We start from the raw sequence: 25,077 nt of genomic DNA, 5'->3' as shown, positions 1-25,077 counted from the left end.
ATGCGTATCTTGCTGGTGGAAGACGAAGTGAAAACGGCCGATTACTTGCGTAAGGGGCTGAGTGAGTCGGGCTATTTGGTGGAGGTGGCGCACAACGGCCTGGACGGCCAGCACCTGGCGCAAGAAGAAACGTTCGATCTGATCATTCTGGATGTGCAGTTGCCCGGCATCGACGGCTGGCAGTTGCTGCAGATCATCCGCCGCAAGCAGCAAACCCCGGTGCTGTTCTTGACCGCGCGCGATGCGGTGGAAGACCGGGTAAAAGGCCTGGAGCTGGGCGCTGACGATTATCTGGTGAAGCCATTTTCCTATGCCGAATTGCTGGCACGGGTGCGTACCTTGCTGCGCCGAGGTCCGCCGCGTGAGGTGGAGCAGTTCTTGGTGGCGGACTTGCACCTCGACCTGCTGCGCCGCCAGGTCACGCGCCAGGGCCAGCGTTTAACGCTGACCAACAAGGAATTCGCCCTCCTGCATTTGTTGCTTAGCCGCGAGGGCGAAGTGTTGTCGCGGGCGCAAATTGCTTCGCAGGTGTGGCAGATGAATTTCGACAGCGACACCAATGTAGTGGACGTCGCCATCCGCCGCCTGCGCGCCAAGGTGGACGACCCGTTCACCTGCAAGCTCATCCACACCGTGCGCGGCATGGGCTACACGCTGGCGGTGCAACCGTGAAGCGCTGGGCGCCGCGTGCGCTGAGTGTGCGGCTGGCGCTGATGTTTGCGTTGGTCAGCGCGCTGCTGTTGGGCGCGATCGGCTTTTACCTGTACCACTCGCTGCAACGGGAAATTGCCTGGCGCGATGACCAGGCGCTGCTCGGCCGGGTGCAGCGTATGCAGGCGATTCTGAGCGACAGCCAGAGCATCGAGGCGCTGCGTGAACGGCCGCAGTTGTACGAGAACATGTTGGGCAATCGCGACAATCTGCTGTGGGTCGTGGACGACGCCGGCCGCGTGCTCATCGAAATCAACCCGCCCGGTTTGCCCCGCCCTGCTCTGCCCGCCGCCGCCTCGGCCCAGCTCGGCGACGACCCGGCGGGCAATCCGCTGCGTCTGGCCTGGCAAAGCATGCCCCGCGGTGACCAACAGCTCACGCTGATTGCCGGCAAGCTGCTCACCGAGCGTGAACAGATGCTGGCGGCGTATCGGCTGAAACTGTGGCTGGCCCTGGGCGCCGGCATGGTCCTGGCGTTCGGCCTGGGCTGGCTGGTGAGTCAACGCGGGCTGCGGCCTGTGCGGGAATTGGCGCAGCGCACGGCGGCGATCGACAGCCAGCATTTGCACCTGCGTCTGGATGAATTTCAGACCACGGCGGAATTGCAGACGCTGAGCCAGGCGCTCAATCACATGCTCGCGCGTCTTGAAGGCGGCTTCGGCCAACTGTCGCGGTTCTGCGAAGACTTGGCCCACGAAATGCGTACGCCGCTGAGTAACCTGATGGGCCACACCCAGCAAACCTTGCAACGTGAGCGCACGGTGGCGGAGTACGAAGATTTACTGGTGTCGAACCAGGAAGAATACGAACGGCTGGCGCGCATGATCGACAGCATGTTGTTTCTGGCGCGCACCGAGCAGGCGGTGATCAATCGTCAGCCGGTGGACCTGCACGCACTGGGCGAGCAGTTGTGCGAATACTTCGAAGGCATGGCCGAGGAGCGCGAGGTGCTGTTGCGCAATGATGCCCAGGGCACCGTGCTCGCCGACCCGGATTTATTGCGCCGTGCGCTGGCGAACTTGCTGGCGAATGCCTTGCGCTATGGCGAAGTGGGTCAGCCGATTACGTTGCGTTCCCGCGCGGTTGGCGCTGAGGTTGAAGTGAGCGTGCACAACCTGGGGCCGGCGATTGCGGCCGAGCATGTGCCGCATCTGTTTGAGCGCTTCTACCGCTGCGATCCATCGCGCGCGCAGCCGGGGGATTCGGGCGGGTTGGGGTTGGCAATTGTGCGTTCGATTATGCAGGCCCATGGCGGCGAGGTTCGGGTGCGCAGTGATGTGGGAGGCACGGTGTTTTCGTTGGTGTTTTTGGCTGAGGGCTAGATGTAAAGATCAAGTGCCCCTCACCCCAGCCCTCTCGCCTGTCCGGCCGACCTAGCGGGAGAGGGAGCCGACCGGAGTGTGGGGCTGGAACAACGCCACCCAAACAAACGTCACCCCTCGCCCGCTAGGTCGGCCGGATAGGCGAGAGGGGCTGGGGGTGAGGGCCGAAGCACACATAAACGTCCCCGCCTTCACACATCCAACAAACAAAAAAACCGGAGCCTAAGCCCCGGTTTGTTCGTAACCCGCCCTCCTTATTTCTTGGCCGTCAGCGCGTTGTAGCTGGTGAACAGATTGCGGTAGTCCGGAATGTGGTTGGCGCACAAGGTGCCCAAGCCTTCGATGTCGTTGCGCCAGTCGCGGTGCAGCTCGCAAGCCACGCCAAACCAGTTCATCAGTTGCGCACCGGCGGCAGACATACGGTCCCAGGCGGCGTCGCGGGTCATTTCGTTGAAGGTGCCGGAAGCGTCGGTAACCACGAACACGTCGAAGCCTTCTTCGATGGCCGACAGGGCCGGGAACGCTACGCACACTTCGGTTACCACGCCGGCGATGATCAGTTGTTTCTTGCCGGTGGCTTTGATGGCTTTAACGAAATCTTCGTTGTCCCAGGCGTTGATCTGGCCAGGGCGGGCGATGTACGGCGCCTCGGGGAACATTTCTTTCAGCTCTGGCATCAGCGGGCCGTTGGGGCCGGTTTCAAAGCTGGTGGTGAGGATGGTGGGCAGCTTGAAGAACTTGGCCAGATCAGCAACGGCCAGCACGTTGTTTTTGAATTTGTCCGGTTCGATGTCGCGAACCAGGGAGAGCAAACCGGCTTGGTGGTCGACCAGCAGAACCACGGCGTTGTCTTTGTCGAGACGGTTGTATTTGTAAGAAGTAGTCATGGTGCGTTCCTCGCTTTCTGATTGGGTGCCGGTTAGTCGGCGGTAAGGGTGTGTTTCGTTTGCCGCTGCGTTTGTGTTCGCTGCGGTATGGGTAAAGCTTAAAATCGACACCCTTTTTGCACTAGACTGCAAAAATTGCCTCTAGCGTTCTATTTGGAGAACGATGTTGGAAGACCTCAACACCCTCTACTACTTCACCCAAGTGGTGGAACACGGTGGCTTCGCCGCTGCCGGGCGCGCGCTGGATATGCCCAAGTCGAAACTCAGCCGGCGTATCACGCAGTTGGAAGAGCGCCTGGGCGTGCGTTTGCTGCACCGCACCAGCCGGCATAACGCGTTGACGGAAATCGGCCAGGCCTATTACCAGCGCTGCGTGGCCATGCGCGTGGAGGCGGAAAGCGCCGCCGAGGTGATCGAGCGCAACCGCAGTGAGCCGCGCGGGCTGGTGCGCCTGGCCTGCCCCACTACGTTGCTCAACTCATGGGTGGGGCCGATGCTGACGCGCTACATGCTCAAGTACCCGCTGGTGGAGCTGGCGATTGAAGCCACCAACCGCCGCGTGGACGTGCTGCACGAAGGCTTCGACATCGCCCTGCGTGTGCGTTTTCCGCCGCTCGAAAACACCGACATGGTGATGAAGGTGCTGGGCAACAGCACGCAATGCCTGGTCGGCCACCCGCAGTACGCGCAGTGCCTGGACGTGGGGTTCGCGCCGGAAGAATTGAGTCGCCTGCCGAGTCTGTTTTGGGGTGGACAGCAGCGCGAGTATCAGTGGGAGTTGTTTAGCGCTGAAGGCGCGAGCCTGCAGATCAACCACCGACCGCGCATGGTCACCGACGACCTGCGCGCCCTACGCGACGCGGCGCTGGCGGGCGTGGGCATTGTGCATTTGCCGAGGGTGGCGGTGCGGGATGATCTGGCCGCCGGCACCTTGGTGGAAATGCTGCCGGGGTGGACGCCGAAATGCGGGATCGTGCACGCCATCTTTCCCTCGCGGCGCGGGTTGCTGCCGTCGGTGCGCACGTTGATTGATTTTCTTGGGGAGGAATTTAGTTTGAGTGATATGGCGTGACGGTCTTCACTCTCCCCGGCCCTCCCGCCGGGAAGAGAGGCTAACCGCAATCGGTGACTAAACGGCGTCGAGGCTCCCCTCTCCCGCTTGCGGGAGAGGGGCTGGGGGTGAGGGCCAGCCGTGACGCGTTATTTGCAAATGTGCTTTGCAGGCCCAGCCAATCGCGGCTAAAGCCGCTCCCACAGATTTGGCACTGGTCGGTTTTCTGTAGGAGCCACCTTGGTGGCGAACCCTGCAAACGAAATTCTCGATCTTCGTTTGCAGGGTTCGCTAGCAAGCTAGCTCCTACGGGGCGGCGTGTGGGTTCAGAGCCTGGTTTGCAGGCCCGGCCAATCGCGGCTAAAGCCGCTCCCACAGTTTTTTTTTTGCTATTTCAATACCGGCGTACGTGGCGGAATCATTCGCTTACTCCCCGTCGCTTCATACGCCGAGGCCAGGCGCAGCAGCGCCGAGTCGTCGTAGGCGCGGCCGGCGAAGGTCAGGCCGACGGGCATGCCGATGTCGGCCATCACGCCCATGGGCACCGTCACGGTCGGCACGCCAAGGTGGCGGATGGCGAGGTTGCCGTTGGCGACCCACACGCCATTGCTCCAGGCGATGTCGGCCGAGGCCGGGTTAACGTCGGCGTCCGCCGGGCCAACGTCGGCCACGGTGGGGAACAGCACGGCGTCGAGCCCCAGGGAATCCATCCAGTCTTCCAGGTCGATACGCCGGGTTTTTTCCAGGCCGCGCAGGCCGTCGGGCAAGGTCGGAATCTGGTCCCACGGGGTAATGCCGCGCTCCGCCATGCGCACGTATTCGTCCATGCCGGCGGCCAAGTCGCCTTCGCGGTTGGGCAAGGTGCCGGGGTCGTGGGGGAAGATTTTTGCGCCATCCACATCCACCAGGCGGTTGAGCGCCGGGTCGCCGTTGGCTTGTAGAAACTCGTCAAAGGCCCAGGCCGACAAGTCCCACAGTTCATGGTGCAGGAACTCCGGCGACACCAGCCCGCGGTTGAATACGGTGGGCGCACCGGGGCGGTCGCCTTCGCAGTTGGAGACCAGCGGGAAGTCCACTTCAAGCACTTCGGCGCCGGCGACTTCCAGCGCCTGGCGCGCCTGTTTCCACAGGTCGATCACCGACGCCCGCGTGTGAATGCGCTGCCCGGTCGGCCCGCCGATGCCCGGCGCCTCGCTGGTGCCGGCCTCGGGATCGGCGTTGATAAACATGCGCGGCACGCCCAGACGTTTGCCGGCCAGCGCTTGCGGGGCGGCGGCGAGCGCCGGGTAAGACGCCGGCCGCACCTCGGCGACGCTGGGGATTGGCACCCACGGTTGCAGACGCCAGAGGTCGCCACGGGTGTCAGGGTCTTCGGCGACGATCTGGTCGAGCACTTCCAGCAGGTCGGCCATGGTGCGGGCGTACGGCACCACCACGTCCATGGTGGGCGTCAGCGGCCAGTTGCCGCGCACGGAAATCACCCCGCGCGATGGCGTGTACGCGCACAGGCCGTTGTTGGAGGCTGGGCCACGACCGCTGGACCACGTTTCTTCCGCTAGGCCAAACGCGGCGAAGCTGGCCGCTGTTGCCGTACCAGCGCCATTGGAGGAGCCGGAGGCAAACGGCGCGGTCAGGTAAGCCGCGTTGTACGGGCTCTCGGCGCGGCCATACACGCCGCGTTGCATACCGCCGTTGGCCATCGGCGGCATGTTGGTTTTGCCCAGGCAAATGGCGCCCGCTGCGCGCAGGCGTTCAATGGTGAAGGCGTCACGCTGGGCAACCAGATTCGCAAACGCGGGGCTGCCGGAAGCGGCGGTCAGGCCTTTGACCAAATAGCTGTCTTTGGCGGTGTAGGGAATGCCGTCGAGTGGGCCGAGGGGTTTGCCGGCGGCGCGGCGGGCGTCTGAGGCGTGGGCTTCATCAAGCGCAGCGGGATTGCGCACGACCACAGCATTAAGGGCAGTGGCGGTGTTGGCGCCGTCGTAGGCGTCGATGCGTGCGAGATACGCCTGCACCAGCTCGACGGCGGTGGTGCGGCCGTTTTCGAGCGCGGCGCGCAGGTCGGCGATGGACGCCTCGGTGACTTCGATCATGCTGGCCTCATAGCGTTGGCAGGTGAGCGCGCGGCGCAGGGGCCACGTGCTTAGGCTGCCTATTCTGCCTCAAGGCCAGGGGATGACAACTCTGAGGAGCGTGACTATGGCTTGCCGAAACGCTTGTTCCATTCGGTGACGACTTCGCCCAGGGTCAGCGGCGCGCCGCTGCGGATCCAGGCTCGGAATTCGCGATTGAGGGTGAATTGGTTCCCGCAGTGCTCAATGAAAAAACGGCGGACGTTTTGCGTGACGCGAAAGTTTTTGCGCAACGGGGTTCCGGTGGTAAGGGGTTCGGAGTGCCAGTCGAAAGCCATGGTGCTGCTCTGCAAATGAAGGGGCGCTCGTTGTACCGCAAAGCAGATACGCGCTAAAGGCTCCGGCCTGTTTCCAGCGCATTCTCAGAACGGACGGGCGCAGCGCACGGGCAGCGTCCGTAGGCTAATGCCCCGTACGGGGCGTTAGCCTACGGCAGGTGCCTGTGCGGGAATCAGCCGGCGATAAAGCTCAGCAGATCTTCGTTCAACTGCTGCGTGTGGGTCGCGGCGAAACCGTGGGGCGCGCCTTTGTACACTTTCAGCTCAGCGCCTTTGATTTGCTGCGCGGCCAGCTTTCCGGTGGTTTCGAACGGCACAATCTGGTCGCCGTCGCCATGAATAACCAGGGTCGGCACGTCGACTTTGGCCATGTCGGGGCGGAAGTCGGTGTCGGCGAACGCGGTTACGCAATCCACGGTGCCTTTGAGCGAGGCCAGCAAGGCGATGTTCAGGGTTTGCGTCAGCACACCCTCGGAAACCACTTGGCCCTGGTTGGTGCCGTAGAACGGGGCGGCGAAGTCGGCGATGAACTGCGCCCGGTCTTTGAGCAGGCCGGCTTTGATGCCGTCGAATACCGAGGCGTCGACGCCTTCAGGGAACGAGGCACTTTTGCCGAAGATCGGCGTTACCGCACCCAGCAGCACCAGTTTGGCGACACGGGCGGTGCCGTATTTGCCGATGTAACGGCTGACGTCGCCGCCACCCATAGAGAAGCCCACCAGGGTGATCTCTTTAAGGTCCAGGTGTTCGATCAACTGGGCAATATCGTCGGCGAAGGTGTTGTAGTCGTAGCCGGTCCACGGCTGGCTCGAACGCCCGAAGCCGCGACGGTCGAAGGCGATGGTGCGGTAGCCACGGGAGCTCAGGTACTCCATTTGGTATTCCCACATGTCGGCGTCCAGCGGCCAGCCGTGGCTGAACAGCACGGGCTTACCGCTGCCCCAATCTTTGTAGTAAATCTCGGTGCCGTCTGTGGTGGTGAATGTGCTCATGCATCTCTCCTGAAGGGTCCGTTTTTCATCTGAACAAGGCGCCGGTAGCGCCTGTACCGCCAGCTACTATCCGCCTGCAATGTGACGACGAATTGCACGGCTGTGCTGGGTTGCGTTTGGCCTGTAGAGGTAAGCACGTGTTCGCAATTTTTGCGTTGCGACCAACGTCGATGATGGCCCTGCGATAAGCTCGCGGCGCGGCCGAGTGGCCCACCCTTTTTCTGCTGCTGGAGCTTTTCATGCGCCCTTCCCCTTCCCTGGCCACGGCCTTTTTTCTGCTGCTGGCCGCGCTGGGCAGCAGCACCAGCGCCGTGGCAAAGGACCACTTTCGCGTGTGCTGGAGCGACTACTCGGGCGCGTTGCCCTGGGGCTATGCGGCGCAGCAAAACGTGCTGGCGCGCTGGGCAAAGAAGTACGGCATCAGCATTGATGTGGTGCGCGTCGACTCCAGCAGCGATGCCGCCAAGCAATACGCCGCCGGCCAGTTCGATGGCTGCACCATGAACGCCCTGGAGGCGCTGACCGTGCCTGCTGCGGCCGGCATTGACACCACCGCGCTGATCCTCAGCGACTTCTCGGCCGGCAATGACGGCGTGCTGCTGCGCGGTCGCAATCAACGCGCGCAAGACCTCAAAGGCAAAACCGTGCAGGTGCAGAAAAACTCGGTGGCGCACTACGTGTTGGTGCGCGCGCTGGAATCAGTGCAGTTGAGCGAAGAGGACGTCACCCTCACGCCGCTGACCGACGAAGGCGCCGCGTTTGCCAGCGGCAACGGCGATGCGCTCGCCATCTCCAATCCGGCGTTGGCGCCGTTACAGGCCGGCAGCGACCGCACGTTGGTGTTTAGCTCGCACCGCCTGCCCGGTGAAGTGGTGCACCTGTTCGCGGTGAATACCGACACCTTGCGCGCCAACCCGGCGCTGGGTCGTGCGCTGACCGGCGCCTGGTTCGAACTGATGAAACGCATGAGCGCCAGCGACGAAAAAGGCGCCGCCACGCTGGCGGCCATTGCCAAAAGCGCCGGCGCCGACCTGCCCGCTTATCAGGACCAACTGAGCAAAACCCGCTCGTTCTACACGCCGCGCAGCGCCGTGGCCTTCGCCGAAAGCCCGGCTCTGCCGGCCGCCATGCAGCGCCTGACAGACTTCGCCTTCAGCCACGGCATGCTCGGCAAAGCCACCAGCGCGCAGAGTATCGGCGTGTCGTTCGCCAACGGCGTGGTCAACGGCAGCCCGGCCAATATCAAGCTGCGCTTCGAGCCGGCGTTTATGCAGGTGGCGGCGGACGGAAAGCTGTAACTAGCGCGCCAAACCGCGCAAATGCAGAAAGCCAAACAGCAGCACTTGCATCCGCTCCAGCCAGGGGAATGCTTGCTGCTTGAGGCGGTTGTTAAACAGCAGCGCTTCGCCGGCATGGGCCAGCAGCAACACGCCGGTCAGCAGCAAGAGCGGCCGATGCAACGGTTCGCCGAACGGGTAAATGATATTGAGCAAGGCCATCAGCCAGAACATGGCCAGCGCGCCTTTCAAGAACGACATCACATGCATGGAAAACATCCGTAGGTTGGGTTGAGCGGAACGCGAAGCCCAACGTGACCTTGCCCGCCTCGTCAAACAGAACAGCTCACCACAGGCTTTAACGTAACGTTGGGCTTCGCTTTAGCTCAGCCCAACCTACGGATTCAGGCCGGCATTTTCTCCCGCACTTTTGTTTGGCCGGGATTAGCGCAGGGTGAGGTTGATGGGGCTGTCGGCGAAGTCAAAGCAGCCGAGGAAGGTTTTGATGTCGAGCAGGTCGCCGTCCACCTTCACGTCGCCCAATACCGCGCCCTTGAGCAGGCTGTTCTGGCCGCTGATTACGGTGTCCAGGTAGGTCTTGTCGAGGGTCAGTTTCAGCGTGGTGCCGTCTGGAATACCGCTGTGCAATTGCACCACGCCACGGCGAATTTCCAGCGCCCATTGTTCGTTGATGTCGGGGAAACTGAAGCCGAGGGTGAGGTTTACGTCGTCGGCTTTGTCCGGGTCGATGCGGGTGACCCAGTTTTGCAGGAACACTTTCACCGGCAGGTTTTTCAACATGTCGGGCGAGAGGAAGGTGCCGCGCAAACGCTTGGCCATTTCCGTGAGTTGGGTTTCGCCCAGGGTGCCTTCCAGTTCCATGGCGCTGGTGAGGTACCAGTTGCGCCAGTTGATGTTCATTTGCGCGTAGCCCAGTTTGCGGAAGCTGCGGGCCTTGATGTCCCGCGCCAGTTTGTCGTCGTGGTCGATGCGGATTACATAGGTGGCCAGCTCGGCAGCCCATTGGTAATCGCCTTTTAGATACGCATCGCCAGCGGCCAGCAGCACCTTGTCGTGGCCGCCCATCAGCTCGACCATGCGCGTGGCTTTCTCTACCGGAGGTATCGGGTTGAGGTCCACCGGGTCGCCTTTGAACCAGCCCAGGTAACCCTCGTAAATTTGCCGGACGCTGTGGCTGACGGTGCCGTAGTACTCGCGCAAATACGGGGTGTAGCCGGCCAGGTGCGGCGGCAGTTTGACCTTTTCCACCAGTTCGTCCGGGGTCAGGCCTTTGTTCATCCAGCGCACGGTTTGGTCGTGAATATAGGCAATGCCGTCGCGGGTCATGCGCAGCACTTCTTCGACGTTTTCAGCGCCGCTGACCGGGCGGCCGTGGGACGGCACCATGAAGTCGGCGTGGTACTCGCGCAGTAAATCGAGGCTGTTCACCCACGCCACCGGGTCGCGGAATTTCGCCCCACGCAGGGTGTGGATGTTAGGCAGGGTCGGGCCTTGGTCCACTTCAGCGCTGAGCAGCACGCGGCTGTCGGGCAGGTACATGACAATCTCGTCCGGCGCCTCGCTCGGTGCCCAGCGCAGTTGCACGCGCAGGCCGGCAATGGTGGTGTCGAGTGTGTCTTTGAAGGTAATGGTGGGCGCGATGAACGTGCTCTGCCCGCCCACGGCAATCGGGCCGATGCCGCCGTTCATGTCTTTACGGTCGGCCTCGTTCAACGCCGCACCAAAGGTGTAAGCCGAGCGCATGGCCAGAATCGGGCCGACTAACGCACCTTGGGTTACCACGTTTTCCAGCAGGGTTTCGTGGGCGTAGATCTGCACCTCGCCGCTTTTCACCTGCTCTTCCGAGACGAAGCCTTTCACGCCGTTGATGTGGTCGGGGTGGAAGTGGCTGTAGACGATGGCCTTCACCGGTTTGTCGGTGATTTTGCGGAATTCGGCGAACACCTTGGCCGACTCTTCCGGCGACTCGCCGGCGTCGAAAATGATCAAGCCTTCGGGGGCGATCACCATCACGCTGTTGGCGATACTCCAGCCTACGGCTGAGTAAACCGAGTCGGTGACTTTGTAGATTTGCTTGTTGAAGACCTTGGTGTGCTCGGCCAGCTCGGTATTGATCGACGGCTGAATGGTTTCGGCAGGCAGCGCTGCCAGGGCAGACAACGGCAAGGCGGCGGCCAGCAGCAGGCCGCTGAAGCGAGTGAGTGCGCGCATGGGAAATGTCTTTTGTTGTTATGGACGCGTGCACCTTGGCAAAGGCAGACTGATAATTCCAATGCAAAATTATCCACTTTCCGATGCGAGAACTGCATGAATGACCTGCGCCAGCTTCGCCATTTTGTTGCCGTTGCCGAACACGGCCACTTCGCCCGCGCGGCCGAGGCGGTCAACCTCAGCCAGCCAGCGTTGTCGCGTAGCGTGCAAGCATTGGAAGCCAGCCTGGGCTGCCAACTGCTCGACCGTGGCCCCCGCCAGGCGGTGCTCACGGCCCATGGCAAGTTGGTACTGGAACACGCGCGCCGGTTGTTGGAAGCCAACCGCTCGCTGCACAACGCCGTAAGCCAGCTGGGCAACCTGGAAGCCGGCGAGCTGCGCCTGGGCGCCGGCCCCTACCCTGCTGCGCACCTGATTCCCCGCGCGCTGGGCAAGCTGGTGAGCCAGTACCCGAAAATCCGCGTACAGCTGGCCATCGGCGATTGGCGCAGCCTGCGCCAGCGCCTGCTTGATGAAAGCGTGGAGCTATTTGTAGCCGACTGCCGCGAACTGCAAGGCGACCCGCTGCTGACCATCGAACCGCTGAAACCGCGCACCGGCGTGTTCTTCTGCCGCCCCGGTCACCCGCTGCTGCAACAGCGCGACCTCACGCCCGAAGCCCTCGCCGCCTACCCGCTGGCGGGTACGTTGTTGCCCGAGGAAGTTGAAACCGCCCTGCGCCAAGTCAGCGGCCGAGAGCAATTGCTGGGCATCGAGTGCGACAACTTTATGGTGCTCAAAGCGCTGGTGGCCTGCAGCGACGTGATCAGCCTGTCGCCCTGGGACGTGGTGGCCGGAGACGTCGCGGCCGGGCGCCTCGACATTTTGCCGCTGGCCAGCGATCGCCCTGCCCAGCAATCGGCCTACGGCGTAGTCATGCGCGCCGGGCACAGCCTGTCGCCGGCCGCGCAAGTGATGCTGGAAGAGATTCGTAAAGAGGATGAACTGGCACAAGCCGCCGCCTGAACACGCCCGACCTGCCTGCCCAGACCTGTAGGAGCGGCTTTAGCCGCGATGCTCTTAGGCGGAGATCACCGCTCCCAGGCCCGCCCAATCGCGGCTAAAGCCGCTCCCACAAAAAAGCGGGTCAAGCCATCGAACCGCAAACTGAGCACCCTGCAGGAGCGGCTTTAGCCGCGATGCTCTTAGGCGGAGATCGCCGCTCCCAGGCCCGGCCAATCGCGGCTAAAGCCGCTCCCACAAGAAAGCATTTTCAGCGCGAGTAATACCCCACGGCCACCAGGTAGTTGCCGACCTTTTGCAGGTACGCATGTTTGTGTTCGTTGCGTTCGGTCACGGGGTTGCGCCAGAGGTATTCCAGTTCGCCGTGGCCGTCGGCGTTCACGGCATCGAGCATGCGTTGGCCGATGGCGGCGCCGTCGGGGGCTTTCAGGTTGGCGAAGTCGGTGCCGATCAGGCGGCGGTTGTAGCCGTGGGCGACGAAGCGCTTGCTGGTGAGGTCGACCACAAAGACGTACAGGTCGTCTTGCAGGTAGCGCGGGTCCAGGTCGTTGATGGCGGTGAAGGTGGTTTTCGCGTCTTTGTCGATGGCGGCCGCCGCTTCGGTGAGCAGTTTTTTCGCTTCTTCAGGCTTGGCCCGTGGCAAGTAATAACCGACGGCGAGAATGCGGTCGTTGATGCGTTGGAAGTAGGTGTGTTTGCGCTCGACTTTGCCGTCCTGGCGGTTGACCCAGCGGTATTCGGCTTCGTGAATTTCGCCTTCCGGCTCGCTGATGGCGCGGGCGAAGGCGGTTTTGGTGTCGGCGTCCAGGGTGGCCGATACGTCGCGCCCCACCAGCATCACCGAGGGTCCACCACTGGCGAGCATCACGCCCTGGGTGTTGACCACGTACACGTACAACTGGCCGGTGACGAATTCTCCCTGGCGGCTGAAGGCGGCCAGCGCGGCGTCGCCGTTTTTCTCGTAGTAGTCCACCGCTTTGAGCAGCAGCGCCTTGGCGTGTTGGGCTTCTTGTTGATACGCCGCATCGGTCTGCGCGAACGCCTGATAGCCAGGCACCAACAGCGACAACACCAACAGCACACGGGTGAGCAACGTCATGGAAGAACTCCGCAGGGTTTGAATGGCTTGCAGTGTAGACGCGCCGCCGACCATTCATCCAACCCGCTGAACCAAAGCGCGACGGCTGTTTCACAACTCAACACCACAACAACAAAGGCCGCCCGCCATGAAAGCCCGACTGCTTGCCCTGCTCTTTTCCAGCGTTGCCTCCACTGGCGTGTGGGCCGAAGCCTGCATGGTCGACACCCGCGCACAGAGCGCGGCGGTGCCGATGGTGGAAGGCAAAACCTGCTACGAATACCAAGGCGCACCGGCCGGCAGTCTCGACTGGTCGTGCAGCAACGAGAGCAAAGAAACCCTGGCCACCAACAAGCACAAAGTCGCCAGCTGCCCGGCAAAACCCAGCGGCACCTGCACCGCCACGCTCACTCAGGAAGCGCTGGCGAACCAGCGCTCCAGCAGCAAGGACAAAAATGCCGACTCGGTGAATATCGCCAAAGGCGCCAAGGTGCTGACCTATTACTACGACCTCAAAGACGCATCGCAGGCGCGCACCGATTGCGAAAAAGCCGGCGGCCAATGGGGCATTCAATAGCCGCTTACTTCGGCCCGCGCGCCATGCTGTGCAGCACGTGGTCACGCCGCACCCAGGCGTGAAACAGCGCGCCGGCCAGATGCAGCAGCACGGTGGCGAACAGCAAGTACGCGAGGTAACGATGGGCTTTGCGCAACACGGCGAAGGTCGGCGCATCGGCGCCAAGCAACGCTGGCAATTGCAGATTGCTGCCCAGCATGACCGGATCGCCAGCCGCCGAAATCATCGCCCAGCCTACCAATGGCAAGGCCAGCATCAGCGCATACAGCAACACATGCGACAGCTTGGCGGCCAGCGCCTGCACGGCGGGTAAATCGGCGGGCAACGGCGGGGTGGTCGAGGCGAAACGCACCACTAACCGCACGATCACCAGCAGCAAAATGGCGATGCCCAATGGCTTGTGCAAATTGATCAGCCACTGATGCCGCTCCGACACCGACGCCACCATGCCCACACCCACAAACAACATGGCGAGGATCATCACCGCCATCAGCCAATGCAGTAGCCGCGCGGGCAAAGAGAAATGCTGAGTGCTCATGGGCGGGACTCCTGCGAGGCGCTGGCCGGCAACGAACTGACTTCACCCGTGCGGCGTTTATACGAAGCCGCATAGGCGGCGGAACGGGCGGCGAGCAATGGGTCGTCGGAGCCTTCGATGCCGCTGGGCAAAATCAGCGGGTCGTAGTTGATGTCGCGGCATTCGCCGCTGTCTTGCGCTTGCTCGCGTTCGAGCACCAGCGTGCCGGCGGTGACGGTGCGGTGTTCGCCGGTCCAGGCTTTGCTGGCGTCGTTGCTCGGGTCGCCGGGGTTGGCGAGCGTCAGCACCAAGTCCCAACGCTGCGCGCCCGCAGCAAGGCGCTGCTGCAAGTCAGGCAGTAGATAGTCCTCAGCTTGCGGCGCCACGCTGTCTGCCGGTGTGGTGGCGACCATGCTCCAACGCACGGTCTGGCGTTGGCCAGCGGCGTTGGTGAGGTAGAAGGCGTTCACGCTGTTATAGGTTTCCGTGACGAAACTGGCGGCCGGTTTCGCGGTTTTCGCCCAGGCCAGAAACGCACCGGTTTCCGGGTGCGAGGCGAAGAAGGCGCCGGCTTTTTGCGGGTCGGGTTTGCCGGTAGCGGGGTCTGGCGCGGTGGCTTGCAGCAAGCCGAAAAATGCTTCGGGCGTGCCCACTGGAAACACCGGCATGCTGTTCATGCCCGTGCGCCATTGCTGACCGTTGGCCTGCTGAAAGCGCAAGGCCATGCTGCGCAGCGGCGCGGCGCTGTCGGGCGAATACGGGTTACCGGTGGGCAAGGAAAACCGCCCCTGCACCGGCGTGCGGGTGGCGCTGAAGATCTCGGCAGAGGACAGCGAGGCCGCCGCGCCGCTGCTCTCGAAGTAACCGGTCACGCACACGCCCTTGGGGTGGTTGCGGCGAAAGCCGGGATGCTCGCCGTTGTTCTTTTCCAACACGTCGACCACGCGGTCGGGGGTCAGGCGCTCGGGGCTGAAATAGCCGCCGGTATACGCCAGCGCGCCCACCAGCACCAGCGCCACCGCGCCAATGGCGCCAAAGCGCAAGGCCAGGCTGAGCGGGCTGAGGGGCGGCCGCGGTTGAGGGTCGTTTGGTGCCATGGGGAACTCCAGAATCAGGCGAAGGTGCAGTCAGACGCCCCGCCTTGGCGTTTATTCCCCGGCCACGAATTAATTTATTTTTGTGGGGCGGCGGGAATAAAGTCGGCCCTGCGTCGTCTCTCGTTCCACACGCTATTTTACTAACGCTACGTTCTGGAACCTGCACCGCCATGCACGGTATCGATGACCAACTGCGCGAGCTGCTGCCCCGCCTGCGGCGCTTCGCCCAGTCGCTGACCCGCAACCCCACCAGCGCCGACGACCTGGTGCAAGCCAGCCTGGAAAAAGCCCTGGGCGCCTGGGCCGGTAAGCAGCCTGAGGGTGACCTGCGCGCCTGGCTGTTTGCGATTGTGTACCGCCAGTTTCTCGATGCGCACCGCAGCGCCAGCCGTTACAAGCGCGTGCTCGAACTGTTTACGGGCAGCCAGGACGACCATTACGCGCCGTCCGCCGAACGTACGGTTGTGGCGCAAACCACCCTCGCTGCCTTCGAACGCCTGCCCCATGAGCAGCGGGCGATTTTGTTGTGGGTAACGGTGGAAGGCCTGCGTTATCAGGAAATTGCCGAGATTCTTAACGTGCCGATCGGCACCGTGATGTCGCGCCTGTCCCGCGCGCGCCAGGCGTTGCGCCAACTCAGCGACGGCGAAATCACCTCACCAGCCTTACGGGTGTTGAAATGAACGAGTTGCCTCCATCCGAACACGAGCTGCACGCCTACGTTGACCGCCAGCTCAACGAGGCCGACCGCGACCGCGTGGCGCGTTATCTCAGCGCCAACCCGGAGTTGGCCGAGCAGGTTCGCGCCTGGCAGCACGACGCCCAGCACCTGCGCGCCGCGCTGAGCGGCGCCCTGCACCTGACGCCCAACCCGCAACTGGACCCCGCCGCCATTCGCCATAACAGGCGCCGTCAGCGCGGCCGGCAATGGGCGACCGCCGCCGCGCTGTTTGTTGCTGTCAGCCTGGGCAGCGTTGGCGGCTGGCACGCGCGCACCGTCAACCTGGCCAGCCACATGCTGCCCATGGCCGACGCCGTGCAGGCCTATCGCATGTTCGCCCTCAAAGACGGCATGGCCAACGACTGGACACTGGCGACCAGCACCGATGCGCAAAGCTGGCTCGACCGCCACTTCGCCCGTGCCGACCGCATTCCGGATCTGGCCGGCGTCGGGTTTACGCCCGTGGGCGGACGAATGATCAGCACCGAACAGGGCGCGGCGGCTATGTTGGTGTATCAGGATGCCAATGGCCGCAAGGTGAGTTTTTACATTCGCCCGCCGGGTCCGCAGCACTACTTGCTCGACCGTGGCGCGCGGCGGGATGGGGAATTGCAGGCGGATTATTGGTCCAGTGATGAGTACAACTACGCGCTGGTGGCGCCGGCGGATGATCCGGCGGTAGAGCCGGTTCGGCGGGGGTTGGGGCGGGCGATTTGATGTTTTCTTGTGAGGATCAAGGGCCCCTCACCCCAGCCCTCTCCCGCAAGCGGGAGAGGGGGCTGACCGCGTGCGACGGTCGTACAAACGCCACCCCTTCTCCGCTACGCCGGCCGGGCTGGGGGAGAGGGGCTTTTAAGCGTCAACGCTGCCCCTCGAACCATTCCACGATCACCTCCCGCGCCGGATGCGCCGCGCCCTGCGCACTCAACCACAACGCATACACCCCGCCCGTCTTCAATGGCTGCCCAAACGGCATCATTAAACTCCCCCGCGCCAAGGCATCCTGCGCCAGCACCTGATCACTCACCGCCACGCCCAATCCCCGGCTCGCCGCGTCCAAGGCCAGATCGTCCAGATTGAACTGGAGATGCTGAAAGCCCTGCCCCGCCTCTTCGCCGTGCGCCTGCAACCAGGTGGTCCACTCGAACCGGCTTGGCGAACCATGAATCAGCGGATGGGCTGCCAACTCGGCCACCGAACGCGGCGGTGGCAGTCCTGTGGCAAGTGTCGGCGCACACACGGGGATCAGGTATTCGTCAAACAGTGGCAACAATTTCCGGTCATCCAGCCCGTCGCGCAGGTACAGCACGTAGGCGTCGCAGTCGCCATCGGTGGCAACCGCTTCACCGCCCACGGTTTCAATCGATAGCGCCAGGCGCGGGTGCGCGGCGTAGAAGCTGGTCAGCCGGGGCAATAACCAGCGCACGGCCAACGACACAAAAATGCGAATTCGAAACGGCCGCTCGGCGGTGGCCGGCAGCAGTGAACGCTCCAGCGCGGTCAGCTCGGCGAGCAGGCGTTGCGCCACGGCCAGCACCTGCTCGCCGCTGGCGGTCAGTGCGACTTGTCGGCTGCTGCGCTCGAACAACGCCACGCCGTAGTGTTCTTCCAGTTGTTGAATCTGCCGGCTCACAGCGCTTTGCGTGAGGTGCAGGCGCGCCGCCGCGTCAGTGAAGCTGCGGGTGTCGGCGACGTGCACCAGGGCATTTAGGGCGGGCAGTGAGGGCACTCGGCGGATCGGTTCCATGGCGCGTCCATCTATGCGTTGAGTGAATAGCTGCATGAATTCTTAGCGTTGGAGTGTACCGCTGCTTTTGCCTATTTTCGCTGCTTTTGCGGCCGTTCACGCTCAGGTCGAGCATGCGGGCAGCGCATAACGGGAGAGTGACATGACAGAGTCGCGCGGAACGGCGTTGGTGGTGGGCGCGGGTGTGGTGGGCATCGCCACGGCCTTGTGGCTGCAGCGGTTTGGTTGGCAGGTAACGCTGCTGGATCGGCAACCGCCCGGCACCGCCACCTCGTTTGGCAATGCCTGTACGTTCGCCACCTACGCCGTAGAGCCGGTGGCGACGCCGGGCATTTGGCGGCAGGCGCCGGCGCTGTTGTTCAAACGAGATTCACCGTTGCGGGTGCGCCCGGCCTACTTGGGCAAAATCGCGCCGTGGCTGTGGCAGTTTCTCTGCCACTCCAGCGAGCAGCGTGTGCACGCAATCAGTCACGATTTGCGCACGCTGCTTACGCCGTGCATGCAGGCGTGGGCCACCTTGTTCGATGACGCGCAGGTGCACGATCTGATTCGCCACGACGGCTCGCTGTATGTGTTCGAGGCCCACGAGCGGCCTGTTGTCCAGGAAATGGTGGCGTATCACCAGGCGTTCGAGGTGCCGATTCGCCTGGTCGAGAATTCGGAGCTGCATGCTTTGGAGCCGGCGCTGAATGCCCGCGCGGCATTGGGCGTGGAGCTGCCGGGGGTGAGCCGCACGCTCGACCCGTATGCACTGAGCGTGCGGTTGTTCGAGCGTTTTCTTCAGCACGGCGGCCGCTTTCTGCGCGGCGAGTTGCTCGCGGTTGAACGCAGCGCCACCAGCGCCGAGCAGGTGGTGGCGCGGTTGGCCAGTGGCGAAACGCTGACGGTGGACCGCCTTGCCCTGTGCACGGGGGCTTGGTCCAAACAGCTTGCCGACACGCTCGGCGACACGTTGCCGCAAGACACCGAGCGCGGTTACCACGTGCTGTTCGAGCAAGCCGGGGCGCTGCTGAACCGGCCGGTGTGCTGGGGCGCCGGTGGCTTTTACCTGACGCCCATGGCGCAGGGGTTGCGCGTGGCCGGCACGGTGGAGTTTGCCGGTACGGCGGCGCTGCCGGATCCGCGCCGCTATCGCTACTTGGCCAATGGCGCGCGGCGCTTTCTCAATTTGCAGCACGAGCCGAGTTCGCAGTGGATGGGCTTTCGCTCATCGATGCCCGACAGCAAACCGGTGGTGGGCGTGGCGCGGTTGATGCCGCAGGTGTTTTACAACTTCGGCCATGGCCACGTCGGCTTAACGCTGGCGTCGATCACCGGCAAACTGGTGGCTGAACAGGCCAGCGGCGTGGCCCCGTCGGTGCCCTTGGCGCCGTTTTCGCCGCGACGCTTTGGCTGACGGTTCGCCGGCAAGGGCTCTGGGCCAGGGCGTGTAGCCTCCATCAATTTCAGCGATATCAACTACCAACACCATGCGTTTCTCAAGGCAGCGGCGAGCACGGAAACTTGGCCCCGAAGTCACTCACAACCCCTTGAGGAACACACCATGAAAACCATCGTTACCGCGTCTTTGCTCACCGCGTTGTTAACCGGCACTGCCTTCGCTGGCGCCGACGTTAACCACGATTATCAAGCTGCCACTGCCAAGCAAACCACCGAGCAAAGCAAAACCACCAAAGCCGATGACACCACCCAAGCCGTCGACAAAAAACTCGATAGCGAAGAGCAACGCTGGGGCCAGCCACGCTGGTGGCATTGATTGATCCGTTACATCACCGGGGCGCCAATTGGGCGCCCCGGTCGTTTCTGCGGGGCCGTTTGACCATTGGTCCTGTTTATCGAACATCGGCGAAACGCCACTACTCCACTTCTAGGTAACTCACAGAAATGGAGCATCAACGATGAGCAAATTACCTTTTACTGCCCTGTTACTCAGCGGAATTATGGCCGCCTCCTCCGCCTCGCTGGTGATGGCAGCGACCGTCACCCCGGGCAACGGCGTGGGCGCACCGGAAGCCGGCACCACTGGTGAAGGCACCGGCAACTCGGCAACCGGCGCCAACGCACCGGGCACCGGCACCGGCACGGGCGCAACCGGCCAAGGCACCACCGGCACCGGCACTGGCGCCCCGGGTGGCGCGGCAGGTGCGACCGGTAACGGCACCTCTGGAACGGGCACCGGCATTGGGACCGGCACCGGCACCACCGGTTCAGGCGCAGGCGCCACCGGCACAGGTGGCACGGGCATCGGTACGGGAACCGGCGCGACTGGAACAGGCACCGGCACCGGCTCGACCGTACCCGGCGGTAGCGGTGGCAGTGGCGGCAGCAGCTCGGGCAGCGGCGGCACTGGCTCCGGCGGCACCGGCACAGGCGGCACCGGCACCAGCGGCACGGGCGGCGGCATGGGCGGCAGCTCGGGCGGAACCGGCGGTGGCGCTGGCGGCTCGGGCGGCGCAGGTGGTGGCGGCGGCGCCGGTGGCGGCAGCTAATGCCGCAACGCAGTAGAAAATGGCCAGCGGGGTTCGCCCTTCTGGCCAATTTTTTTGCCTGTGATTAAGTCGCCAAACCCCAGGCTTACCCCTTAGGCGGTTTACCGGTATAACGGCAGCGCTGCCGTGCAGCTCCCCTTTCCAAGGACAGCCCACCGTAGTCGGGCCGGAGACTTACCGTGATCAAACCCCTGCGTATTGCCATTGTCGGCGCCGGCCCTGCTGGTCTTGCCGCCGCCTTGTACCTGCATCGCAGCGGCCATCAGGTTACGGTGTTCGAACGCTTCGAGCACGCCTCGCCCGTGGGCTCGGGGCTGATCTTGCAGCCTACTGGCCTCACCGTTCTCGACGACTTGGGTTTATTCGACGCTATCTCGCAACTGGGCAGCCGCATCGACCGCTTGTACGGCGCCGACGCGCTGACCGGGCGCACCGTGCTCGACGTCGGTTACGCCGCCATCAAAGGCGGCCGTCATGGCATTGCGGTGCACCGCGCCGCCCTTTTCCATGTGTTGTTCCAGGCCGTCACGGCTGAAGGCATCGCCGTCGAAACCGGGCTGGATGTGCAAAGCCTGGAAACCCGAGGCGACTTGGCCTGGCTGGTGGGCGCCAACGAGCGCAAGGCCGGGCCGTTCGATTTAGTCGTTGATGCCAGCGGTTCGCGCTCCCGGCTAAAGGCGTTTTGCCTGCAACCGAGCGAGCCTAAACCGCTGCTGTACGGCGCGTTCTGGGCCTCGCTGCAAGCCGGCGCCGCCGCGCAGACCAGCACGGCGCTGGTGCAGCGTTATCAGCGCGCCACCACCATGATCGGCGTGCTACCGATTGGCAAAGCCGAGCCGGCAAGCGCGCCGATGAGTGCGTTTTTCTGGAGTACCAAGCCGGATCAGGTCGACACGTTGAAGCGCGCAGGCATTGAGCGCTGGAAGGACGGAATCGCCAACCTGTGGCCCGACTGCGAGTCGTACCTGAAGCAGATCAAGGGTTTCGACGACATGACCCTCGCCCGCTACGGCCATCACACCCTGGCCATGCCGGTGGGCCGCAGCCTGGCGATCATCGGCGATGCTGCGCATTCCACCAGTCCGCAATTGGGCCAGGGCGCCAACATGGCGCTGCTCGATGCCCGCGCGCTGGTGCATGCGTTGAACACCAGCGAGGATCTGGCCAGCGCCCTGCCCCGTTACGCCGCCTCGCGCCGCCGCCATGTGCGCACGTTCCAGGCGCTGTCGGCGGCGTTCACGCCGTTTTATCAGTCCGACTCCCGGGTGCTGCCGATGCTGCGGGATCAGGTGCTGTTCGGCCTGTCGAAAATTCCGCCAGCGCCGCAGATTCTGGCGGCCATGGTGGCCGGCACGCTGGTGGATCCGTTCAAGCCTATCGGCTTGCGCGAACGCACCTGGCAGCCGCAGGCGCAACCGGCGCCGTTGTAAACCCGGCGCTTAGTGCTGGAGGTGGCCGTAGAGCTTGGCGTACAGGCCGCCTTCGGCGATCAGTTGCTGGTGGTCGCCATCTTCAGCAATGCGCCCGCCGTCAAACACCAACACCCGATCCGCTTGCTTAACGGCGGATAGCCGGTGGGCGATGATCAGCGTGGTGCGCCCTTGCAGGAACTGGCCAAGGGCCTGGTGCAGGGCGTATTCGGTGGCGGCGTCGAGGGCGGAGGTGGCTTCGTCGAGAATCACCACGCTCGGCTCGGCCAGCACCATGCGCGCGATGGCCAGGCGCTGGCGTTGGCCGCCAGACAAGCGCACGCCGGAGCGGCCGACGATGCTGTCCAGCCCTTTGGGCAAGGCTTGAATGGTGTGCGCCAGTTGCGCGATTTCCAGCGCGCGCCAGCAAGCGTCGTCGCTGCGCTCGCGACCCATGGTCAGGTTGGCGCGCACGGTGTCGTTGAACAGCGCCGGGTGTTGCAGCACCACGGCCACGTGTTCACGCACGGTTTCCAGGCCGATCTCTTCCAGGCTTTTATCGCCGTAGCGAATGCTGCCGCTTTGCGCGGTATACAGGCCCAGCAGCAATTGCACCAAGGTGCTTTTGCCACCGCCGCTGGCGCCGACAATGGCCACTTTTTCGCCGGGCGAAATATTCAGGTTGAGGCCATCGAGCACCGGCTCATCGTTGTACGCAAAGTTCAGCCCACGCACCTCGACGCCCACGGTGGGTTTGCCGGCAAAGGGATTAGCGCCGCCGGCGTATTGCGGCTCGTCGGCGCGCGCCAGCAGCTCGTTGATGCGCGTTAGCGCGCCACCGGCGGCGTAGTAGGCGTATTGCAGGTTCAGCAGTTGTTCGACGGGGCCGATCATGAACCACAGGTAACTGAACACCGCGAGCATCTGGCCAATCGACAAGTCGGAAAACAGCACGGTGAGCATCGCTGCCGCGCGAAAAATGTCGATGCCGAACTGGAACAGCAACCCGCTGGCGCGGCTGGAGGCGTCGCTTTTCCATTGCGAGGCCACGGCGTAATCGCGCACTTCCTGCGCACGCTGGCCGAGGCGGCCAAGGAAGAAACCTTGGCGGTTGCCGGCGCGCACTTCCTGAATGGCTTCCAGGGTTTCGGTGAGCGCCTGGGTGAAGCGCGAGGTGCTGTCGTTCTCCAGCTTCTTCAGGTGCTTGACCCGTTTGCCGAGCTGCACCGTGGCGTAGATCACCAGCGGGTTGAACAGCAGAATCAGCAGCGCCAGCTTCCAGTGCATCCACATCAGAATGCCGGCGGTGCCGGTCAGGGTGAGCATGGCGACCAAAAAGCGGCTGAGGGTTTCGCCGACAAATTTGTCCAGGGTGTCGAGGTCGGTGACCAGGTGCGTGGTCACCGTGCCGCTGCCCAGGCTTTCATATTCGCCGAGGGAAATGCGCTTGAGGCGTTCGATCAGGCGCACGCGAATGCGGTACACGATGTCTTTCGACAGCCGCGCGAACAGTCGGGCCTGCAGCACGTTGAAGATCAACGCCGAACCGCGCAGCATCAGGGTGATCGCCACCATCAGGCCGATGTAGCCGACCGCGCTCTGCCAGGCGCTAGGTAGCGCGTGGTTCATTACCTTGAGCGCCGCGTCGCCCTGTTTGAGCAGCACTTCGTCCACCAGCAATGGCAGTAGCAACGGGATCGGCACGCTGCACAGGGTGGCGAATACGGCGACCAGGTTGGCGAGGATTAACGACTTTCTATGGCGCAGGGCCAGACGGCGGATTTCTTCCCAGCTCAGGCGATCAAGCATGGGCGCCGTGCTCCAACCAGCGCGCCAACAGCGGCGCCAGTTGTTCCAGCGGTTGATAGCCATTGGTGAGCAAGGCCAGCTGCCCGTTGCGCTCGGCCAGCACGGTGGGAAAACCGGCGATGCCGAGGTTTTGCGTCCACTCGAAATCGGCGGCGGTGGCGGCCTGCTCGGTGGCGCTGTCGAAGGCGGCAGCAAACTCGATGCGCGGCAGCCCGGCCTGTTCGGCCAGTTCCACCAGCACGGCGGCCTGGGTGACGTCGCGGCCTTCCACATAGAAGGCGTGTTGAATCAACTTCACCAGCGGCCAGGCGCTTTCTGCATCCAGATTGCGCGCAGCCACCAAGGCGCGGCAGGCGGGTTCGGTGTCGTACACGAAGCCGTCGGGCAGCGCCCCGTCAAAGGTGAAGGCCTGGCCGGTGCTAGCGTGCACCGATTGCCAATGTTCGAGGATGTAGCGTTTGGTGGTCGGTTCCAGCGCGGCGGCCGTGCCAGCGCGCAAGCCGCCGGCCACCAGATGACTGCTGACACCAGCCGCCAGCGCTTGCTGGGCCAGCGCGTCGAATACCGGAGCGAAGCCCCAGCACCAGGAACACATCGGGTCCATCACATAGATCAGACGTGCGTGCATGCGTGGGCTCCAATTACCGGGACGATCTTGATTGAGAGGCGCGGGCCGCGCGTTTAGTCGCGGCCTTTTTCCCGTGGGTTGTAGCCCAAAGGATGGGGTTGGTTGCGGGCTTTTGCCAGCTCGATCTGCTTTTGCCGCTCACGTGCGCCGGCCCGGGTTTTCTCGCTGAGGCTGTCCCAGCAATGCGGGCAGCTGACGCCAGGCACGTAATGCGGTGATTCACGGTCGGCGATGGAGATGGGGATGCGACACGCGTGGCATTGGTCGTACTCGCCCTCGCTGAGGTCGTGGCGCACGGTGACGCGGTTGTCGAAGACGAAACAGTCGCCCTTCCACCGCGTTTGTTCCTGCGGCACTTCTTCCAGGTACTTAAGAATGCCGCCCTTGAGGTGAAACACTTCGTCGAAACCCTGGCTGAGCATGTAGCTCGAGGCCTTTTCGCAGCGAATGCCGCCGGTGCAGAACATGGCGACTTTCTTGTGCTTGGCCGGGTCGAAGTTCGCTTCGATATAGGCGGGAAAGTCGCGGAAGCTTTTGGTTTTTGGGTCTTGCGCGCCTTCGAAGGTGCCAATGGCCACTTCGTAGTCATTGCGGGTGTCGATCAGCAGCACTTCGGGATCGTCGATCAACGCGTTCCAGTCTTGCGGCTCTACATAAGTGCCCACTTGCTGGTTCGGGTCGACGCCCGGCACGCCGAGGGTGACGATTTCTTTCTTCAGCTTGACCTTGGTGCGGTAGAACGGCTGCTCGTCGCAGAACGATTCTTTGTGGTCGATATCGACAAAACGCTCGTCGCGCTTGAGCCAGGCCAGCAAGCCGTCGATACCTTCGCGGCTACCGGAAACGGTGCCGTTGATGCCTTCGAGGGCGATCAACAAGGTGCCTTTGATGCCGTTGTCGAGCATGGCTTGCAACAGCGGTTCACGCAGCGCTTCGTAGTCAGTCAGGGTGACGAACTTGTACAGCGCCGCCACGACGATGGGGTGGGTCATGGGGAATTCTCCAGGTGGTCACCCTCGCAAAGGGCGGACCGGATTTTGTGTTGAAAATGGCGCCGGCTGGCGCGGCGCGCATTTTATGCGAGTTTCGGGGCGTCGGCCATGCTGCGTTTAGCGCGGCCC

Annotated in this window: 25 protein-coding genes; 12 read left to right on the top strand and 13 right to left on the bottom strand. The window is 63.4% G+C overall.

Features of this window, described 5'->3' with window-relative positions:
• Both ACZZZU_RS23875 and ACZZZU_RS23870 read left to right on the top strand, forming a co-directional pair.
• Positions 1–672 (top strand): heavy metal response regulator transcription factor, encoded by a 672-nt coding sequence (locus tag ACZZZU_RS23875; protein WP_463383109.1) that lies wholly within the window; start codon positions 1–3, stop codon positions 670–672.
• A complete protein-coding gene (locus ACZZZU_RS23870) occupies positions 669–2,033 on the top strand; it encodes a heavy metal sensor histidine kinase (RefSeq protein WP_463552040.1) in 1,365 nt (454 codons plus the stop codon). Before ACZZZU_RS23875 ends, ACZZZU_RS23870 begins: the two co-directional genes overlap by 4 nt.
• A 254-nt stretch (positions 2,034–2,287) precedes the next feature.
• On the opposite strand, the gene ycaC is transcribed toward ACZZZU_RS23870, so the two are convergent.
• The gene (gene ycaC, locus ACZZZU_RS23865) at positions 2,288–2,920 is read right to left on the bottom strand and encodes an isochorismate family cysteine hydrolase YcaC (protein ID WP_122495088.1); all 633 of its coding nucleotides are present in this window, start codon (positions 2,918–2,920) and stop codon (positions 2,288–2,290) included.
• Positions 2,921–3,083: 163 nt separating this feature from the next.
• Between ycaC and ACZZZU_RS23860 the strand changes: the two genes are divergently transcribed.
• Positions 3,084–3,992: a LysR substrate-binding domain-containing protein gene (locus tag ACZZZU_RS23860; RefSeq protein WP_463552039.1), complete on the top strand. Its 909-nt coding sequence runs from the start codon at positions 3,084–3,086 to the stop codon at positions 3,990–3,992.
• 368 nt (positions 3,993–4,360) lie between these two features.
• Here the strand turns inward: ACZZZU_RS23860 and ACZZZU_RS23855 are convergent, their stop codons facing one another.
• The 3 genes from ACZZZU_RS23855 to ACZZZU_RS23845 all read right to left on the bottom strand — a co-directional run bounded on the left by ACZZZU_RS23855 (position 4,361) and on the right by ACZZZU_RS23845 (position 7,373).
• A complete protein-coding gene (locus tag ACZZZU_RS23855; RefSeq protein ID WP_463552038.1) occupies positions 4,361–6,064 on the bottom strand; it encodes an amidase in 1,704 nt (567 codons plus the stop codon).
• 104 nt (positions 6,065–6,168) lie between these two features.
• Complete coding sequence (locus ACZZZU_RS23850; RefSeq protein ID WP_463552037.1) at positions 6,169–6,381, bottom strand: DUF6434 domain-containing protein; 213 nt, start codon at positions 6,379–6,381, stop codon at positions 6,169–6,171.
• 173 nt (positions 6,382–6,554) lie between these two features.
• The gene (locus ACZZZU_RS23845; protein ID WP_463383114.1) at positions 6,555–7,373 is read right to left on the bottom strand and encodes an alpha/beta fold hydrolase; all 819 of its coding nucleotides are present in this window, start codon (positions 7,371–7,373) and stop codon (positions 6,555–6,557) included.
• Between the two features lie 239 nt (positions 7,374–7,612).
• Between ACZZZU_RS23845 and ACZZZU_RS23840 the strand changes: the two genes are divergently transcribed.
• A complete protein-coding gene (locus ACZZZU_RS23840; RefSeq protein ID WP_463552036.1) occupies positions 7,613–8,671 on the top strand; it encodes a putative urea ABC transporter substrate-binding protein in 1,059 nt (352 codons plus the stop codon).
• Here the strand turns inward: ACZZZU_RS23840 and ACZZZU_RS23835 are convergent, their stop codons facing one another.
• On the bottom strand, positions 8,672–8,920 hold the full coding sequence (locus ACZZZU_RS23835) for a DUF1145 domain-containing protein (RefSeq protein WP_463552035.1): 249 nt from the start codon (positions 8,918–8,920) through the stop codon (positions 8,672–8,674).
• A 174-nt stretch (positions 8,921–9,094) separates the two neighbouring features.
• Positions 9,095–10,882 carry an alkyl/aryl-sulfatase gene (locus tag ACZZZU_RS23830; protein WP_463552034.1) on the bottom strand — a complete coding sequence of 596 codons (1,788 nt, stop codon included), beginning with the start codon at positions 10,880–10,882 and terminating at the stop codon, positions 9,095–9,097.
• Positions 10,883–10,978: 96 nt separating this feature from the next.
• On the opposite strand from ACZZZU_RS23830, the gene ACZZZU_RS23825 reads away from it, so the two are divergent.
• Positions 10,979–11,887, top strand: coding sequence for a LysR family transcriptional regulator (locus tag ACZZZU_RS23825; RefSeq protein ID WP_463552033.1), 909 nt, complete (start codon positions 10,979–10,981; stop codon positions 11,885–11,887).
• A 247-nt stretch (positions 11,888–12,134) separates the two neighbouring features.
• Here the strand turns inward: ACZZZU_RS23825 and ACZZZU_RS23820 are convergent, their stop codons facing one another.
• Positions 12,135–12,983, bottom strand: coding sequence for a cache domain-containing protein (locus tag ACZZZU_RS23820; protein WP_463383120.1), 849 nt, complete (start codon positions 12,981–12,983; stop codon positions 12,135–12,137).
• A 127-nt stretch (positions 12,984–13,110) separates the two neighbouring features.
• Here ACZZZU_RS23820 and ACZZZU_RS23815 point away from each other — a divergent pair, with 127 nt between their 5' ends.
• Positions 13,111–13,539 (top strand): hypothetical protein, encoded by a 429-nt coding sequence (locus tag ACZZZU_RS23815; protein ID WP_463552032.1) that lies wholly within the window; start codon positions 13,111–13,113, stop codon positions 13,537–13,539.
• A gap of 4 nt (positions 13,540–13,543) precedes the next feature.
• On the opposite strand, the gene ACZZZU_RS23810 is transcribed toward ACZZZU_RS23815, so the two are convergent.
• Together ACZZZU_RS23810 and ACZZZU_RS23805 are read right to left on the bottom strand one after the other, a co-directional pair.
• On the bottom strand, positions 13,544–14,077 hold the full coding sequence (locus ACZZZU_RS23810; RefSeq protein ID WP_463552031.1) for a cytochrome b: 534 nt from the start codon (positions 14,075–14,077) through the stop codon (positions 13,544–13,546).
• Positions 14,074–15,153, bottom strand: coding sequence for a catalase family peroxidase (locus ACZZZU_RS23805; RefSeq protein WP_463552030.1), 1,080 nt, complete (start codon positions 15,151–15,153; stop codon positions 14,074–14,076). The genes ACZZZU_RS23810 and ACZZZU_RS23805 overlap by 4 nt, the downstream gene beginning before the upstream one ends.
• 170 nt (positions 15,154–15,323) lie before the next feature.
• On the opposite strand from ACZZZU_RS23805, the gene ACZZZU_RS23800 reads away from it, so the two are divergent.
• Both ACZZZU_RS23800 and ACZZZU_RS23795 read left to right on the top strand, forming a co-directional pair.
• Entirely contained in the window at positions 15,324–15,836 is a 513-nt protein-coding gene (locus ACZZZU_RS23800; RefSeq protein WP_463552029.1) for an RNA polymerase sigma factor, read from the top strand.
• Positions 15,833–16,591, top strand: a complete 759-nt coding sequence (locus ACZZZU_RS23795) for an anti-sigma factor family protein (RefSeq protein ID WP_463552028.1) — start codon at positions 15,833–15,835, stop codon at positions 16,589–16,591. The genes ACZZZU_RS23800 and ACZZZU_RS23795 overlap by 4 nt, the downstream gene beginning before the upstream one ends.
• A 142-nt stretch (positions 16,592–16,733) precedes the next feature.
• Here ACZZZU_RS23795 and ACZZZU_RS23790 read toward each other — a convergent pair whose 3' ends face one another.
• Complete coding sequence (locus ACZZZU_RS23790) at positions 16,734–17,621, bottom strand: LysR substrate-binding domain-containing protein (RefSeq protein WP_463552027.1); 888 nt, start codon at positions 17,619–17,621, stop codon at positions 16,734–16,736.
• Positions 17,622–17,763: 142 nt separating this feature from the next.
• Between ACZZZU_RS23790 and ACZZZU_RS23785 the strand changes: the two genes are divergently transcribed.
• From ACZZZU_RS23785 to ACZZZU_RS23770, 4 genes are all read left to right on the top strand, one after another.
• Positions 17,764–19,017, top strand: coding sequence for an NAD(P)/FAD-dependent oxidoreductase (locus tag ACZZZU_RS23785; protein WP_463552026.1), 1,254 nt, complete (start codon positions 17,764–17,766; stop codon positions 19,015–19,017).
• A gap of 147 nt (positions 19,018–19,164) precedes the next feature.
• Positions 19,165–19,377, top strand: a complete 213-nt coding sequence (locus ACZZZU_RS23780; protein ID WP_463552025.1) for a hypothetical protein — start codon at positions 19,165–19,167, stop codon at positions 19,375–19,377.
• Between the two features lie 142 nt (positions 19,378–19,519).
• Positions 19,520–20,110: a hypothetical protein gene (locus ACZZZU_RS23775; RefSeq protein WP_463552024.1), complete on the top strand. Its 591-nt coding sequence runs from the start codon at positions 19,520–19,522 to the stop codon at positions 20,108–20,110.
• Between the two features lie 179 nt (positions 20,111–20,289).
• Positions 20,290–21,540 carry an FAD-dependent oxidoreductase gene (locus ACZZZU_RS23770; protein ID WP_463552023.1) on the top strand — a complete coding sequence of 417 codons (1,251 nt, stop codon included), beginning with the start codon at positions 20,290–20,292 and terminating at the stop codon, positions 21,538–21,540.
• A gap of 9 nt (positions 21,541–21,549) precedes the next feature.
• On the opposite strand, the gene ACZZZU_RS23765 is transcribed toward ACZZZU_RS23770, so the two are convergent.
• The 3 genes from ACZZZU_RS23765 to trhO all read right to left on the bottom strand — a co-directional run bounded on the left by ACZZZU_RS23765 (position 21,550) and on the right by trhO (position 24,948).
• Positions 21,550–23,328, bottom strand: coding sequence for an ABC transporter ATP-binding protein (locus ACZZZU_RS23765; RefSeq protein WP_463383131.1), 1,779 nt, complete (start codon positions 23,326–23,328; stop codon positions 21,550–21,552).
• The gene (locus ACZZZU_RS23760; protein WP_463384718.1) at positions 23,321–23,923 is read right to left on the bottom strand and encodes a DsbA family protein; all 603 of its coding nucleotides are present in this window, start codon (positions 23,921–23,923) and stop codon (positions 23,321–23,323) included. The genes ACZZZU_RS23765 and ACZZZU_RS23760 overlap by 8 nt, the downstream gene beginning before the upstream one ends.
• 86 nt (positions 23,924–24,009) lie before the next feature.
• Positions 24,010–24,948 carry an oxygen-dependent tRNA uridine(34) hydroxylase TrhO gene (gene trhO / locus ACZZZU_RS23755; RefSeq protein ID WP_463552022.1) on the bottom strand — a complete coding sequence of 313 codons (939 nt, stop codon included), beginning with the start codon at positions 24,946–24,948 and terminating at the stop codon, positions 24,010–24,012.
• Between the last annotated feature and the right edge of the window lie 129 nt (positions 24,949–25,077).

The organism is Pseudomonas sp. AC136, from assembly GCF_979258585.1.
Note: the sequence above shows the minus strand (reverse complement) of the source record. Positions and strands in the feature narration are given on the sequence as shown.